Raw genomic sequence first — 16,263 nt, 5'->3', positions numbered from 1 at the left:
TTCATTTTCCGCATTTGTTTTCAAGCTCAAATGAGAGAGGAAGCTTGATATTTTCACCTGGAACTAGTGCTTGTAATTGTAAGTGTGGGTTTAAGTTGTAAAAAAGTTGTAAGCGTTCTGGAAAGGTCATGGGAACTTTAGCAGGGTGTAGAGCAAATAAACTATGAATGGTATCTCCTTCAATCGTTTGTACAGTAATATAATTTGGCTCACGTTGTTGTTCACAAAGTCCGTTTTCTGAGCTCTTTGTGGATAAAGCCGCAAGTGGGATGGACCCTTCTGTTAAATCTACTTTGACGACAAAGGCAATTACGATGATGATAGTTGTTAAGATGAATGCTCGCAAAAAATCCCCTCCTTTTCTACACTATATTGAGAAGAGAGGGGATTCATGCACATTATTTTATATTTGGTTGTTTTGGATATTTTGTAAAGGCCACAATTAATAGAGAAATGGTTAAAAATAAAGATAGTACAGTGATAACAGTACTGCTAACGGGCAGATAGTCTGCTAACATCGAAAGTAACGTAGCCCAAGTGATCGCAAAGGTAGTTGTTCTCCAGATATGGCGATACTCTCCCCGACGCTTCATCGCTTTCAAGATAAATAAACCTGCTAAAGCATAAAGGGCAATTTGTGCAAAAATAAGCATTGTTGTCACGACGAAAAGCATTAGGAAGGTGAATGGATATAAGAGCCATTTAATGCCCTCTATGTAATCTGTTAAACCAGTTAAACTATCCATATCGAATGTATCAACGGACATACCTGCTGCAAAACGACCTAAAGAGAATACGGACACAATGGTAATCAGTAGAAAAGTATATTGAATAACCTTTCCAATAGGTAATAAACGATAGGCTGCTAGTTTTTTAGGATGTATAAGACTATCAATAAAAAGCTGTGAGTGTTTCATGCTATATCTCCTCCAATCGATATTTTAACATGTTCAAAGAGGACAAGATATGAAAGAAGTATAAATGAGGAGGGTCTTGATGTTAAAATGTTAACATTATGTAAAGAAGTTAAAGGATTTCTTTACTTTTTGTTTGGAATCATTTAATGATTAGAACGAGGGTAGTAGAGATGTAGGAATTGGAGCGAAAACAATTGACAATAGATTGGCAAAGCATTCTCTTTCAGTTTTTAGGCGGGCTAGGGGTCTTTTTATTTTCCATTAAATTCATGGGGGATGGGCTTCAAAAATCAGCGGATGATCGGTTACGTGAATGGTTAAATCGCTTTACCACAAACCCTATTATGGGTGTCCTGGTTGGTATATTTGTAACAATTTGCATACAATCAAGTTCTGCCACAACAGTCATCACTGTAGGATTAGTGAGTGCTGGTTTTTTAACATTGCGTCAAGCAATCGGCGTCATCATGGGGGCAAATATTGGTACAACTATTACAGCATTTATTATTGGTATTAATATTGGACTCTATTTTTATCCCTTATTGGCAATTGGGGCAGCCTGTTTATTTTTCTTAAAGAAAGCAACGTATCAACATATTGGTCAGATTCTATTTGGCTTTGGCGGTTTATTTTTAGGGCTAGAGTTGATGAGTGCTAGTATGCAGGCGTTACATCAGCTTGCAGATTTTGCATCGTTAACGCTTCATTTAAGCAATCAACCGATATTAGGCATATTTTTAGGAACCATTTTCACATTACTTGTGCAAAGCTCTACCGCAACGGTGGGGGTATTGCAAGGTTTATATGCAGAACAATTAATTGGTTTAAATAGTGCCTTACCGATATTGTTTGGGGAAAATATTGGCACGACCATTACAGCTGTTTTAGCTTCTCTTGGTGCTTCTATTTACGCTAAGCGTGCAGCAGCGGCTCATGTATTATTTAATGTGATTGGGACGATTATTTTCATGTTATTGTTCACACCGTTTATGCAATATGTACAGTGGATCAGTGGCGTATTTCATTTAGAGCCTCGCATGCAGATTGCCATTGCTCATGGCTCATTCAATGTCTTTAATATGATGATCCAACTACCATTTATTGCTGGACTCGCAGCCTTAGTTACAAAGCTATTGCCGGGACATGATGGCCATATCAATGTAACAACTAAGCATTTAGATCCTTCATTCATTGATTCCTCTCCTGCTATTGCGCTAGGTCAAGCTAAAGAAGAGGTATTACGCATGGGTGAACATGCATTGCGTGGGTTAGAAGAAACGTTTTTATATATGAAATCTGGAGAGACAGAGCATATTCCGACGGTGCTACAGCTAGAAGTCGGGCTTAATCATCTAGACAATGAAATTACTGATTATTTAGTAATGGTGTCTAAGCAGCCTCTTTCCCGTGCAGACTCTGTAAGACATCATACTTTATTGACAAATGTAAGGGATTTTGAACGAATTGGGGATCATTTTGAAAATATATTAGAGCTTTTACAGTACAAAGATCACCACGAGGTAAGCTTAAGTAAATCAGCGCGACAGGACTTAATAGGTATGTTTAGTTTAGCCATAGAGGCAGTGCGCAAAAGTATAGAAGCATTAGATACCGCTAGCTTAAGTTTAGCTCAAGAAGTAACAGAGCTAGAAAGCCTGATTGATGATATGGAAGATAAACTACGTCAAAAGCATATTGCCCGATTAAACACAAATGAGTGTAGTGGGGCTGCAGGAATTGTTTATATGGATATCGTTAGCAACCTAGAGCGTATAGGAGACCATGCAGTAAATATTGCAGATTCTATTTTAGGCATTCGTCATTAATGAAACTTTTCACTTTGTTATTTCGTATGAAAGGCAATGCACGTTAAAAGGAGAGAATCTTTATGGAAGTTGTTGGCTGGATCTTAGTGATTGCCTGCTTTATTATTTCATTTATTGGTTTAGTATATCCTATTATTCCCGGAGTACTGTTTTTAGTCGGTGGGTTTTTGCTCTATGGCTTATTTTTCTCATTCGCAGAGCTAAGCTGGTGGTTTTGGGTCATTGAAATACTATTTGTCGTGTTGTTATTTGGGGCAGATACTGTGGCAAATGCGTTTGGTATCAAAAAGTTTGGTGGTTCCAATGCTGGTATGTGGGGGAGCACCATTGGGTTATTAATTGGTCCATTTGTGATCCCTGTGGCAGGGATTTTAATTGGACCATTTTTAGGGGCTGTGATTGCGGAACTAATCGTTGAGAAACGTACATTTAGTGAGGCAGTGAAAAGTGGTGTAGGTTCTTTAATTGGCTTTTTGACATCTACTGTTGTCAAGGCTGTTATTCAAATTGTTATGATTATTGTATTTTTTATCGCCATTTAATGCCTTTCTTTTAAGGTTTAGTGTGTGAGAGAAAAGGGTAAGATAGTAAACATATCGGTATTTCGGTCAAAAGGCTGAAATCTTCAAATTGAAGTATTTTTCGTTGAATGGTTTGACCAATTTTGATAATCTAAGGATGTACTAATTATTTCTTATTTTAGGGAGGAACTTAACAATGGCTTACGAATTACCACAATTAACTTACGCTTATGACGCATTAGAACCACATATCGATGCAAAAACAATGGAAATTCACCATTCTAAACACCACAATACTTATGTAACAAACTTAAACGCAGCAGTAGAAGGTACTGAATTTGCAGAAAAAGACATTAACGACTTAATCGCAAACCTAGATGCTCTTCCAGCTGACAAACAAACTGCTGTACGCAACAACGGTGGCGGACATGCTAACCATACATTATTCTGGGAAGTAATCGCTCCAGGCGGTTCAAATACACCAGTTGGTGAAGTAGCAAAAGCAATCGATGCTAAATTCGGTTCTTTCGATGCTTTCAAAGAAGAATTTGCTAAAGCTGCTACAACTCGCTTTGGTTCAGGTTGGGCTTGGTTAATCGTTGATGGTGACTCAGTTGCTGTTACGTCTACTCCAAACCAAGACTCTCCAGTAATGGAAGGGAAAACACCAGTTTTAGGCTTAGATGTATGGGAACATGCATACTACCTAAACTACCAAAACCGTCGTCCAGATTACATCGGTGCTTTCTGGAACGTAGTAAACTGGGATGTAGTAGAAGCTAAATTCCAAGCTGCAAAATAATAACGAATAATTGGCTGTGCCTAAAGTGAGCAATCACGGAGGCATAGCCTTTTTTTGTTGGATAAAACAGCAAATTAAGGGATAGAATCTGAAAATATCAGGATAATGAAGACGAAATATAAGGAGAGCGTGAAATAGGGCAACCTTTCTCCATAAAGTACCGTCAAATAAATGATGTTTTACATAAGAAATCGAAAGTGCGTGCTTTTCTGTCATACCTTCGAATGGTATACTAGGTATCGTGTATTGAAATGATCAGAAGATGAGGAGGGGAATACATATGCGCAAAGCACCTGGAAAAAATCGCGCGGCGAGTGTTAAAGCAAAACATCATTCTAACTTAACATTTCGTATGAATATCCTTTTCTTTGCAATATTTATCGTATTTTCAATGTTAATTTTTAGACTTGGCTATATGCAAATCGTCAAAGGGGAAGATTATGTACGTATTTTAGAGCGTACAGAAGAAGTTCCTGTCAACACAAGTGTACCAAGGGGACGCATGTATGATCGTTACGGTCGTATTTTAGTGGATAATCACCCGGAAAATGCCATTACGTATACGAAAATGCAAACGACCACAACAGAGGAGATGCTTGATATCGCGAAAAAGCTGGCACAGTTAATTGAACAGCCAACAAAGCGTGTCACATTGCGTGATAAACAGGATTTTTGGATATTACAAAATCACGATGCTGCCTATGAAAAAGTCACAGAGGCAGAAAAAACAAAAATTAATGCACAAGAAAATATTACAACAAGTCAAATTAATGCAGAGATTGATAAACTGGTACGGGAACGTATCACAAACGAAGAACTTTTACAATTAACAGAGGCTGATTTAGAGGTATTAGCGATTTATCGTGAAATGGTATCTGGCTATAATCTATCTCCTCAAATTATTAAAAGTGAAAATGTATCAGCTGATGAATTTGCTCGTGTATCTGAGCGTTTAACTGAACTACCAGGTGTTAATACAACAACAGACTGGAAACGTGTCAAATTATCATCTTTATCTATTCTTGGACGTACAACGGTCCCAACAAAAGGGATACCAAAAGAGAAGCTCAATTACTATTTAGCACGTGACTACTCACGTAATGACCGTGTGGGAGAAAGTTACATTGAAGCACAATATGAAGAATTACTACAAGGTCAAAAAACAGTCGTCAAAAATATTACCAATAAAAAAGGTCAAGTAGTCGATACAGTCACAACCTATGAAGGGGAGCCAGGTAAAGACTTAATCCTTTCATTGGATAGTGAGCTGCAGGCTGAAACGGATAAGATTGTAGAAGAAGAACTGCTTAACTTAAAGGCACTTCCCGGCTCCTATTTATTAGACCGTGCCTTTCTTATTATGATGGATCCAAATACTGGCGACATTTTATCGATGGTAGGTAAGAAAATAGAAAAAAATCCCGAAACAGGGCAAAATGAAGTCATTGACTATGCATATGGATCGTTTACAACAGCTTATGAGGCAGGTTCATCTGTTAAAGCAGCAACAGTTCTCACTGGCTACAATCAGGATGTTATTTCGATGGGTACTTCAATGGGAGACGAGCCGATTATATTAGCTGGCACGGACCCGAAAACGTCTATTTTTAACAGGGCTGGATATATCCCGATGAATGACTTGTTAGCATTAGAACGTTCTTCCAACTCCTATATGTTTAAAATTGCGATGCTGCTTAATGGAACCCCTTATAGTTATGGTATGCCATTACGCTTAAAGGACGATACGTTCTCAAAAATGCGTAATAATTATGCGCAATTTGGTTTAGGTGTGAAAACAGGCATTGATTTACCAAATGAATTTAGCGGAGTGCGTGGTCCATCAGGTCCAACAATGGGTGGTAAAACTCTTGACTTGGCGATTGGTCAGTATGATACGTATACACCACTTCAACTTGCACAATATATTTCAACAGTTGCCAATGGTGGCTATCGTATTCAGCCACATGTTGTGAAAGAGGTTCGAGACCCATCACAGGATGGGAAGCAATTAGGGCAGTTAGTAACAGAAGTAGGTCCAACTATTTTGAATCAAATTGATAATCCTAAAGAAGAGATCGATTATGTAAAGCAAGGGCTACGTCGTGTATATACTGGTTCACATGGTACAGCACGAGCACAATTTGCCGATACTCCATATACAGCTGCAGGGAAAACAGGGACAGCAGAGGTAGTGTATTATGGTCCGTTACGTGAGCACTACGGCACAAATACCATTAATTTAACGCATGTTGGCTTTGCCCCATATGAAAATCCTGAAATTGCCTATGCAGTTGTGATCCCATGGGTTAATACAAATTTAGCGCCACACTACTATCAAAATAATGTCATTGCTAGACGTTCTTTAGATAAGTATTTTGAATTAAAAGCAAAATATCAAGCTGAAAAAGTAACTGATAGCAATGTAAAACAGCCAATTTTACCAGCGATTACGGAAGAAAAAATTGGAGAGAATGAGCAGGAATAAAGGGTATTGGATATGCGCTAATACAAAACGGATTTGGAAAAATTATTTTCCAAATCCGTTTTATTTTTACTTTTTTATGAATTTTGAATGATGTTACGCTAATCCTTAAGTAAATATGGAATGTATAGGAATGTATAGCTTGTTTTGGCAATAATAAGGTATTGAAATACTAGCTGGGTGATTTCTATTCATTTTCAAAAGTCCACTATAGCGATTGTTGACATTGTGCGCAATTCAGAGGTACTTGTCAAAATTGCTGATGAACTGAATATGTTGTGAAATTTAAACTTAACTAAGTAGTGAAAGGGGCGTTTGCATAGCAAAACGCCCCTTTCAAATATTTAGTGCCTTTATGCGGATAATTGCTGAATGGCTAATTCAAATTGCTCTCTTGGTTTTACCCCATAAAGTTCTATATTGTTATAGAAATAAGAAGCAAGCATAAAATCAATCGCCTCTTGAAGTGTGTAGTCCCGATGTTCCATTACTAATGATAAATATGTTTTAAAATAATCGACATTTTGTACTTTTGTATGTTTCATGACAAAGGTCAAACTCTCCTTATCATTAAAATAAATATTTCCTGACACAATTGCTTATTATAACACCTTTCCTATAGGAAGCAAGTTTCCCCTATTGTAAATTCATCTTTACAAACGTTTACAAAGCATTACATTCCTTTACATCTCTTTTACGAACCGTTTATACGACTTCAACAATCAGTCATTATAGTAAAGATTGTAAGACAAATAACTATAAAACAGTTCATGACGGAGGCAAATGAGATGAAAAAGTGGAAGTACTTAACGATGACAGCGGTAATGGGTTCTGCATTAATGCTAGGTGCATGTGGTAGCGATTCTGCACAAAACGGAAACAATACAGAAACGAACGCACCAGCAAGCTCAGGACAAGAAGCTGCTGATGAAAAGCTACAAGGGTCTGTAGCTGGAGATGGCTCATCAACAGTAGCACCAATCATTGAGGCAGTTGTTGAAGAGTATGCAGGTACACAACCAGATGTCAAAGTATCAGTGGGGGTTTCTGGTACTGGTGGTGGTTTTGAAAAATTCATCGCAGGTGAAACAGACTTTTCAAATGCATCTCGTAATATAAAAGATGAAGAGAAAGCGAAATTAGAAGAAGCGGGCATTGATTTTACAGAGCTAGCTTTAGCATATGACGGTTTATCAGTAGTCGTGAACCCAGAAAATGATTGGGCGAAGGACTTAACGGTAGAACAACTACAAAAAATTTGGATTGAAGATGGGACAGAGAAAAAGTGGTCTGATATTGATCCATCATGGCCAGATGAAAAAATCGTTTACTATTCACCAGGTACTGATTCAGGCACATACGACTACTTTGATGAAGTGATTTTAGATGGAGCAGATCTAGTAAGCTCAGCAACATTATCAGAGGATGATAATATGCTAGTGCAAGGTGTAGCTGGTGATAAAAATGCGATTGGCTTCTTCGGTTATGCTTACTACCTTGAAAATAAAGATAAATTAAACATTGTCAAAGTAAATGGCGTAGAGCCAACAAATGAAACAATTGAAGGTGGCGAATATACACCACTTTCACGTCCATTATTCACATACGTAAAAAATAGTGCAATGAAGGACAATGAAGCAGCATACGACTTCATTAAATTTACACTTGAAAACGCAGGCGATATGGCTGAAGCAGTGGGCTATGTTCGTTTACCTGAAGAAAAATATACTGAAGGCTTAAAAACTTTAGAAGGCTTAAAATAAGAAGACATGCATAGAGGGGAAGAGATGTATGCTCTTTCCCTCACTTATTTGAAAGGAGCTCCCAATGGTTTCTCAAAAGGAAGATAAGACATCATCTGTGCAGCAATTAATTGCAAATTCGCGCAACCAAAAAACAAAGAAAATAGTGGAAAAAGCCATGCCAGCTCTATTATTTTCTGCAGCTATTATTTCGATATTAACAACATTTGGCATTGTTTTCACCCTTATTTTTGAAACGTTTGAATTCTTTAAACGTGTGTCGATTACGGATTTCCTTTTCGGTACTAAATGGTTACCGTTTTCAGGTAACGAACCGTTATTTGGGATACTGCCATTAATCGCTGGTACATTAAAAGTGACACTTATTGCAGTTGTAGTAGCTGTACCATTTGGAATTGCTTCAGCTATCTATTTAAGTGAATATGCAAGTGAGAAAACACGACGTACAGTGAAACCTATTTTAGAGGTATTAGCAGGTGTGCCAACAATTGTTTATGGCTTCTTCGCTTTAACATTTGTCACACCAGTTTTACAAGAAATTGTACCTGGACTCAAACTATTTAATGCATTAAGTCCTGGTATTGTTGTAGGGATTATGATTTTACCAATGATTACATCTCTTTCAGAAGATGCCATGTCATCTGTACCAAATAGTATGCGTGAAGGAGCCTTAGCTCTAGGTGCGACGAAATTTGAAGTAGCAATCAAAGTAGTATTACCCGCTGCGCTTTCAGGGATTGTCGCTTCTGTTGTGTTAGCTATTTCCCGGGCAATTGGAGAAACAATGATTGTATCGCTTGCAGGTGGTTCAACACCGAAATTTGACCTCAATGTGACAGACTCTATTCAAACAATGACTGCATACATTGTACAGGTTTCAACTGGTGATGCGGGTTATGGTACAACTATTTATTACTCAATTTATTCAGTAGGATTTACACTATTTATCTTTACTCTAGTAACGAATTTACTTGCTCACTATATTTCGAAACGCTTCAGGGAGGTTTACTAGCATGCGCTATATGGATGATACAGTCGTCATGAAACGAATGACAAAGCGTATTACAGCAAATAAAGTTTGGAAAACTCTCTTTTTCTTAGCTACTACGTTTGCACTTGTTGCTTTAGCTATTTTACTGTACCGCATTGTGACACAGGGGATTGATTACTTAAATATCGATTTCTTGACGAATTTTGCATCACGATTTGCGGATAAGGCAGGTATCAAAGCTGCTTTAATCGGTTCGCTTTGGTTAATGGCAGTTGTAGCACCAGTATCGATTATTTTAGGAGTTGGTACTGCGATTTATTTAGAGGAGTATGCCAAGAAAAATAAAATTAATGACTTTATTCGCATGAATATATCGAATCTAGCAGGTGTTCCTTCCATTGTTTTTGGATTACTTGGATTAACTATTTTTGTACGTATGATGGGTCTAGGAAAAAGTATTTTAGCTGCTGGCTTTACAATGAGTTTGTTAATTTTACCTGTTATCATTGTAGCGGCTCAAGAGGCTATTCGTGCAGTGCCAAACGAACAACGTGAAGCTTCATATGGCATGGGTGCAACGAAATGGCAAACGATTTTGCGTGTTGTATTGCCAGCTGCCATTCCAGGTATTTTAACAGGAAGTATTTTAGCCTTGTCTCGTGCCATTGGAGAAACAGCTCCACTAGTTGTAATTGGAATTCCAGTTATCCTCCAGTTTTTACCGAATGGTTTACTGAGTCAATTTACAGCATTACCAATGCAAATCTATGATTGGGCAAAACGACCACAAGAAGCCTTTCAGTACGTAGCAGCCGCAGGTATTTTAGTGCTTATGACAGTGCTGCTATTAATGAATTCGATTGCCATCTATATCCGAAATAAATTCCAAAAACGTTATTAATGAGGTGACCTTATGGTATTAGATTTTAAAGAGGAAAAAACAATTGTCAAACGGAATCAGGCAACGACTAAGCCTATAGCAGATGTGGCGAAAAATATTGTCTATGATACACGCAATTTAAACTTATGGTATGGTGATCATCATGGTTTAAAAGATGTTAATTTAAGCATCTATGAAAATGAAGTAACGGCTATTATTGGACCATCTGGCTGTGGGAAATCTACGTATCTAAAAACATTAAACCGCATGGTTGAACTTGTACCAATCGTACGTACATCAGGAGAAATTTTATATCGTGAGCGAAATATTTTAGATAAAAACTATACGGTAGAGGAATTAAGAACACGTGTAGGTATGGTATTCCAAAAGCCAAACCCGTTTCCAAAATCCATTTATGATAACATTGCCTATGGACCAAGAATTCATGGCATTAAAAATAAAAAAATTCTCGATGAAATTGTGGAGAAATCATTAAGAGGGGCAGCCATTTGGGACGAGGTAAAAGACCGTTTGAATCAAAATGCTTACGGATTATCAGGTGGTCAGCAACAACGTATTTGTATTGCACGTTGCTTAGCGATTGAGCCTGATGTCATCTTAATGGATGAGCCAACATCTGCCTTAGATCCGATTTCTACGTTGAAAGTGGAAGAGCTGGTTCAAGAATTGAAAAAGGATTATTCCATTGTCATCGTGACACATAATATGCAGCAAGCGGCACGTATTTCTGATCGTACAGCATTCTTCCTAAGTGGAGAGGTTGTCGAATACGATAAAACGGATGTTATTTTCCAAACACCAGCAGATCAACGTACAGAAGACTATATTTCGGGACGTTTCGGCTAAGGAGGAGCAATGAATGATCGTACGTGAACGTTTTGAACAAGAGTTAAAAGAGGTACAGGGACAATTTCTTGCAATTGCTAATAGCAGTATCCTTGCATTAAAAACAGCTTTTGAAGCATTGGTAGAGCAGGATTTAGAAAAGTCTTTGAAAATTTTGGAGGACGATTTAATCATTAATCGCCTTGAAGAAGAAATTAATGACCATGTGATCCTAATGATTGCCAAGCAACAACCAGTAGCAACAGATTTACGCCGTCTCATGGTTCTCGTAAAGGCAGCTTCAGATATGGAAAGAGTAGGGGACTATGCGGTTAATATAGCTAAAGAAGCAATTCGAATTGGTAAGGAGCCGATGATATTTCCAATAACAAATCTCCAAACCATGTGCAATAAAACAGTAGAAATGCTAGAGAGCATCATGAAGGCCTTTACTGAGGAAGATACGGTACGCGCTAAAGAGATTGCAGAGTTAGATGATTACGTGGACGATTTATACGGGGCAACGATCACCCTTTTACTCCGTGCTGGGGTAGAAAACCCCTCCCATATTTCACAGATTACGCACCTAACATTTATTTGCCGCTATTTAGAGCGTTCTGCTGACCATGCTACAAATATTGCTGAACATCTATTTTACTTAGTAAAAGGCAAACATTATGAATTAAATAATTAAGAAAGAAGAGCTGCGTTTTAGCTCTTTTTTTCATTTGTAGAAAAAAATCTCCTGAAGCAGCAACATTGTCTTTGGCTGTAGCGTCTTTATAGCAAGCGTTTTTGTATTGTCAAAAAATTTTTTTGGTTATACTATAGACATTATCCAAAAAATGTGGTGCTTAGGAGGTGCTGCTACATGAAAGATGCGATTGAATCCCTCATCAAGCAATTTGACAAGCAGTTGACAATAGAACAACTTGACTATTTACGTTTTCTCTATGAAAACCTACATATAGAGGAGTTAAGTGAAGGGGAACAACATTATTTTATCGATTATTTTTTCAAGAGTGAGCCATTACGAAATATGGCAGCATTTGCTCTGGAATTGACGGATATCATGCATGAAATCCAAGAGAATATTCCTGCTATTGAGAAGGCAGAACGCTTAGCAAATGGCAAAGAGCAACGCCAGTATTATGAACGAAAATGGTCAGAGCTTAGACGTCAAAAGCTTAAGCAACAGACAACGAAAAGCGGCAATATTTACTATGTACCCTTTCATGATTATCAACAAGACCCTGGCCCGATGATTATTTGTTTAGAACAAACGACAGGAATGGCCGCTTATTCTGAGATTTGTAAAAGTATGATTTTAGCGTTATTTATGAGTGCACATCGAGAAGGCCGTGATTTATACATTGTACCGTATGATCGGCAAATTCATGTCCACTACCGCTTTGAAAATGGTCATTTAAATTTAGCTGATTTTAAAAGTTTTATCGAATATAAGGCAAAGGGAGAGGCAGCCATTTTACCTGTTTTACAATTTGTGAAAGCATTGCTACAGGAAAATCAATTAGGTACAGAAGCAGATGTCATTATTTTTACAGAAGGAGCACCTATTGATGGGCAGCATCTCGTTGGCAAGCAAGCAAAAATGATGCTAAAGGAAATGAAGCAAAAATATCATGCTGAATTTTCGGTAATTGCCATGCATGAACATAACTTTAATAAACAGCAATTTTGGTTTGCTAGTAAGGCTTTTTTTGCAGATGATGCCATACAATAACAAGAACGGGGCTAACCATTACTGAAGGTCGGCTCCTTTTTGCTGGCGATACATAGGTAGTTATAAAGGAGAAATACATGGATTCATTACATTGGTTATTACCTAAATTTACAGTCCCAACCTGGCTAGATGGCTTAATTGCTGTCATTATTTGTTTAGTCGGGTGGCTTATTCAACGATTCATCATCAAAAAAATTATTCATCGTGTTGTGCTATTTTTAAAAGATCGTCAGCGCAATTTCCAAGCAAATGTACTGGCTCAATTTAGTAAAGCAATTGGCTATGCCTTTATGACGACTGTCATTGTGCTAAGCTTATCTTATCTAATAAAAGTCCCTTTATTTACACATCCATCAACAAAGAATTTTGTATTGTCTATTATGGTGTTTTTTGCTTTTAAAGGGATTTATGATGTTTTGAATTTTTATACGAAACAACCATTTGAATTAACAAGCGAAGAGGATCAAAATGTTTTACTACCGTTTTTTCTACGAATCGGTAAAGTACTTATTATGATTTTTGCTATGTTTACGATTGCTTCCTTTTGGGATTTTAATCTGAATGGCTTTTTAACTGGAATCGGCTTAACGGGTGTGGCGATTGCCTTTGGGATTCGCGATACACTAGCGCATGTATTTGGTGGCATGTCCGTAGCTTTAGATAATCCATTCCAAATAGGAGATTGGATTGCGACAGAGGATCAAAAAATTGAAGGAACGATTGAGGATATTAATTTAAGAAGTACGTTAATTCAAACAGGAGACAAAGGACTTGTGTATGTGCCGAACTCCTATTTAGTGAATCGCCCACTTTATAATTTATCTAAACGAGAAAAACGGAAATGTGAGCAATTTTTATATATCGCTGCTGCTAATAATGAGGAAGACATACGTAGCGCTTTAACGGCCATTCATAAGGAAATTTATTTACATGCTAAAACAGAGAAAGACATGATTCATGTATTTATAGATGAATTTCATCATGATTCGTATCGCGTGCTTGTTCGATTCTTTGTTGCCACAAATGATACCGCTGTTATGCTGGAAGTGCGGCAGGATATTTTATTTGCCATTCGTCAAATAATGGAGGAGCTATCGATTACATTAGCTAGCCATCCTGAAGAAGAAAGTCTGCGAAATAAAAAATAAATTGAATTGTAAGATAGTTTGCTTTACAATATTACCAAGAAATCAGCTTTGATGAAGAGTAGTAGCTAGTACAATTTGTTATAGAGAGCTAGTGGTTGGTGAAAACTAGTACAAATGTTTAGTGAATGGACTTCGGAGCTCTAATCCTGAAAAAAGTACGGATTAGCGGATGCCTACGTTACAAGGCTTAGAGAGGGTTTTCCTATCAGGAGACCAATGAAGGTGGCACCACGGCTTTTCCGTCCTTTTGTGATGGAAAGGCCTTTTTATATTTTTTTCTTTAGACGGCAAATGTTTTAGCTGAAAGAAGAGAAAGCCTTTAGCAGATTTCTGCTGCTAAAGATAGATGAGGTGTAGATGAGCAGAGCTTAGAGAAGGAGAGAAGAGTATGACAGTTGAGCTTAGAAAGTATGCTATGAAAGTATTACATGGGGATATGATGACCCCGATCTCTGTGTATCAATCACTGAAAGGGCAGCATAAAATGTTGTTCGAATCCTCAGCGAAACATGAGGAAAGTGGGCGATATTCCTTTATCGCCATCAATCCAGTGGCTGAACTAAAAGGAAACAATGAAGAATTCGTGTTTTCAAAAGGAGCAGAAAATGACAAGGCTAGGGGCAATGTGCTTGATCGATTAAAAGAACTAATACCCTTTCATAAAGAAAGCTATCCTTTTGCTTTCTTTGGAGGAGCTATAGGTTTCTTTGGCTATGAAACAGCATTTTACACAGAAAAAATAGGTGACTATTTACAGGATGATTTAGCTATGCCTGATGTTCATGTTTTTTTCTATGATACATTTATTGTTTTTGATCATCTAACACAAGAAATTACACTAGCTTCGATTGATCTATTTCAGGATGGGCGTTCATTAGAGGAGATGGAAGCTGCTATTACAAGGATGGAGCAACAGCTTTGTGCAGGTACGACCTTTGAGGTATTAAAGGTGGATGAGCTACAGTTTAAGCCTATGATTTCAAATGAACGATTTGTTGCTTTGGTGGAACGTGCTAAGCAGCATATTTTGAGAGGTGATATTTTCCAAATTGTGTTATCGCAACGTTTTTCTGCGCCGTTTACAGGTTCGCCGTTCTCGCTCTATCGTCAATTGCGCACGTCTAACCCATCACCCTATATGTTTTATATGGATTATGGTGACTATATTATTTTAGGAACATCTCCTGAAAGTCTTGTAAAAGTAAAAAATCGAAAAGTGACAACCAATCCAATAGCAGGTACAAAGCCGCGTGGCACGACAATAGAACAGGATGAAGCCATCGCAAATGCGCTATTAGTGGATAGCAAGGAAATAGCTGAACACCGTATGTTAGTGGATTTAGGGCGCAATGATCTTGGACGTATTGCAAAAGTGGGTTCTGTCAAGCTAACCAAATACATGAAAATTGAGCGCTATAAATATGTGATGCATATGGTATCTGAGGTTATTGCCGAATTGCGAGATGACCTCCATGTACTGGATGTACTTCGTGCTTGTTTACCTGCTGGTACAGTGTCAGGGGCTCCAAAAATTCGGGCCATGCAATTGATTAATGAATTAGAACCAGTAAAACGTGGGGTGTATGCGGGAGCAGTAGGCTATATTTCGACAACTGGTGATATGGACTTAGCCCTTGCGATTCGCACGATGCTCATTAAGGATCAGAAGGCACATGTACAGGCAGGAGCAGGTATTGTTTATGATTCGATTCCATTGTCAGAATATGAAGAAACACTGATTAAGGCACGTGCCCTATTGGAGGTAAAAAAATGATTTTAATCATAGATAACTACGATTCTTTTACCTATAATTTATTTCAGCAAATCAGTATGCTTGGAAAAAGCGTCAAGGTCGTACGGAATGATACCATTACTATAGAAGAAATTCAAAAACTGTCGCCAGAAGCCATCATTTTATCACCAGGACCAGGAACGCCAAATGAAGCAGGGATAACGATAGAGGTCATCAAGGAACTCTACCAAAAATTCCCTATTTTAGGTATTTGTCTAGGGCACCAATCGATAGGTCAGGCTTTTGGCGCAAATATTGTGCAGGCAAAAAATATTATGCATGGAAAGCTGTCCCCATTACAATACGAGCAAACAGGTTTATTTGCCCAATTAGATGGGGATATCGAGGTTATGCGATATCATTCACTTATTATTGAAGAACAAACTTTACACAAGGATTTTAAAATACTCGCCACAGCGGGTGATGACGGAGAAATCATGGCCATTCAACATAAAGAATATCCACTTTATGGGCTGCAGTTTCATCCTGAATCAATCGGCACAAAAGAAGGTAGTATGATGATGCAAGCCTTTCTAGAAAGTATAGCGTAA

At 37.8% G+C, this 16,263-nt stretch carries 16 protein-coding genes and 1 other annotated feature; of the genes, 13 read left to right on the top strand and 3 right to left on the bottom strand.

Annotated elements, in window-relative coordinates:
• Position 1: 1 nt before the first annotated feature.
• The gene (locus BFM98_RS02110; protein ID WP_004230996.1) at positions 2-346 is read right to left on the bottom strand and encodes a hypothetical protein; all 345 of its coding nucleotides are present in this window, start codon (positions 344-346) and stop codon (positions 2-4) included.
• Between the two features lie 52 nt (positions 347-398).
• The gene (locus tag BFM98_RS02105) at positions 399-917 is read right to left on the bottom strand and encodes a DUF1189 family protein (RefSeq protein ID WP_066036426.1); all 519 of its coding nucleotides are present in this window, start codon (positions 915-917) and stop codon (positions 399-401) included.
• 194 nt (positions 918-1,111) lie between these two features.
• Between BFM98_RS02105 and BFM98_RS02100 the strand changes: the two genes are divergently transcribed.
• The 4 genes from BFM98_RS02100 (at position 1,112) to BFM98_RS02085 (ending at position 6,551) form a co-directional block, all read left to right on the top strand.
• Positions 1,112-2,743, top strand: a complete 1,632-nt coding sequence (locus BFM98_RS02100) for a Na/Pi cotransporter family protein (RefSeq protein WP_054548525.1) — start codon at positions 1,112-1,114, stop codon at positions 2,741-2,743.
• A 62-nt stretch (positions 2,744-2,805) separates the two neighbouring features.
• On the top strand, positions 2,806-3,285 hold the full coding sequence (locus BFM98_RS02095) for a DUF456 domain-containing protein (RefSeq protein WP_004230999.1): 480 nt from the start codon (positions 2,806-2,808) through the stop codon (positions 3,283-3,285).
• A gap of 175 nt (positions 3,286-3,460) precedes the next feature.
• Entirely contained in the window at positions 3,461-4,066 is a 606-nt protein-coding gene (locus BFM98_RS02090) for a superoxide dismutase (protein ID WP_016995356.1), read from the top strand.
• A gap of 280 nt (positions 4,067-4,346) precedes the next feature.
• A complete protein-coding gene (locus BFM98_RS02085) occupies positions 4,347-6,551 on the top strand; it encodes a peptidoglycan D,D-transpeptidase FtsI family protein (RefSeq protein WP_048392244.1) in 2,205 nt (734 codons plus the stop codon).
• A gap of 350 nt (positions 6,552-6,901) precedes the next feature.
• Here the strand turns inward: BFM98_RS02085 and BFM98_RS02080 are convergent, their stop codons facing one another.
• Entirely contained in the window at positions 6,902-7,093 is a 192-nt protein-coding gene (locus tag BFM98_RS02080; protein ID WP_066036425.1) for a hypothetical protein, read from the bottom strand.
• A 243-nt stretch (positions 7,094-7,336) separates the two neighbouring features.
• Here BFM98_RS02080 and BFM98_RS02075 point away from each other — a divergent pair, with 243 nt between their 5' ends.
• The 9 genes from BFM98_RS02075 to BFM98_RS02035 all read left to right on the top strand — a co-directional run bounded on the left by BFM98_RS02075 (position 7,337) and on the right by BFM98_RS02035 (position 16,263).
• Positions 7,337-8,311 carry a PstS family phosphate ABC transporter substrate-binding protein gene (locus BFM98_RS02075; RefSeq protein WP_004231003.1) on the top strand — a complete coding sequence of 325 codons (975 nt, stop codon included), beginning with the start codon at positions 7,337-7,339 and terminating at the stop codon, positions 8,309-8,311.
• A gap of 64 nt (positions 8,312-8,375) precedes the next feature.
• A complete protein-coding gene (gene pstC, locus BFM98_RS02070) occupies positions 8,376-9,323 on the top strand; it encodes a phosphate ABC transporter permease subunit PstC (protein WP_066036424.1) in 948 nt (315 codons plus the stop codon).
• 1 nt (position 9,324) lies between these two features.
• Entirely contained in the window at positions 9,325-10,203 is an 879-nt protein-coding gene (pstA, locus tag BFM98_RS02065) for a phosphate ABC transporter permease PstA (RefSeq protein WP_048392246.1), read from the top strand.
• 12 nt (positions 10,204-10,215) lie between these two features.
• Entirely contained in the window at positions 10,216-11,049 is an 834-nt protein-coding gene (gene pstB / locus BFM98_RS02060) for a phosphate ABC transporter ATP-binding protein PstB (RefSeq protein ID WP_048392247.1), read from the top strand.
• 13 nt (positions 11,050-11,062) lie between these two features.
• Positions 11,063-11,722 carry a phosphate signaling complex protein PhoU gene (gene phoU / locus BFM98_RS02055; RefSeq protein WP_048392248.1) on the top strand — a complete coding sequence of 220 codons (660 nt, stop codon included), beginning with the start codon at positions 11,063-11,065 and terminating at the stop codon, positions 11,720-11,722.
• A 177-nt stretch (positions 11,723-11,899) separates the two neighbouring features.
• Complete coding sequence (locus BFM98_RS02050) at positions 11,900-12,772, top strand: vWA domain-containing protein (protein WP_048392249.1); 873 nt, start codon at positions 11,900-11,902, stop codon at positions 12,770-12,772.
• A gap of 77 nt (positions 12,773-12,849) precedes the next feature.
• The gene (locus BFM98_RS02045) at positions 12,850-13,920 is read left to right on the top strand and encodes a mechanosensitive ion channel family protein (protein WP_048392250.1); all 1,071 of its coding nucleotides are present in this window, start codon (positions 12,850-12,852) and stop codon (positions 13,918-13,920) included.
• Positions 13,921-13,959: 39 nt separating this feature from the next.
• Positions 13,960-14,170 (top strand) — a binding site (T-box leader).
• A 138-nt stretch (positions 14,171-14,308) separates the two neighbouring features.
• Positions 14,309-15,694, top strand: coding sequence for an anthranilate synthase component I (trpE, locus tag BFM98_RS02040; RefSeq protein ID WP_066036423.1), 1,386 nt, complete (start codon positions 14,309-14,311; stop codon positions 15,692-15,694).
• Positions 15,691-16,263, top strand: coding sequence for an anthranilate synthase component II (locus BFM98_RS02035; protein ID WP_048392252.1), 573 nt, complete (start codon positions 15,691-15,693; stop codon positions 16,261-16,263). The genes trpE and BFM98_RS02035 overlap by 4 nt, the downstream gene beginning before the upstream one ends.

The sequence above is a fragment of the Lysinibacillus sp. AR18-8 genome (genome assembly GCF_001705465.1).
Classification (GTDB): Bacteria; Bacillota; Bacilli; order Bacillales_A; family Planococcaceae; genus Lysinibacillus; species Lysinibacillus capsici.
The sequence above is the reverse complement of the archived record's forward strand: the minus strand, read 5'-3'. Positions and strand labels throughout refer to the sequence as shown.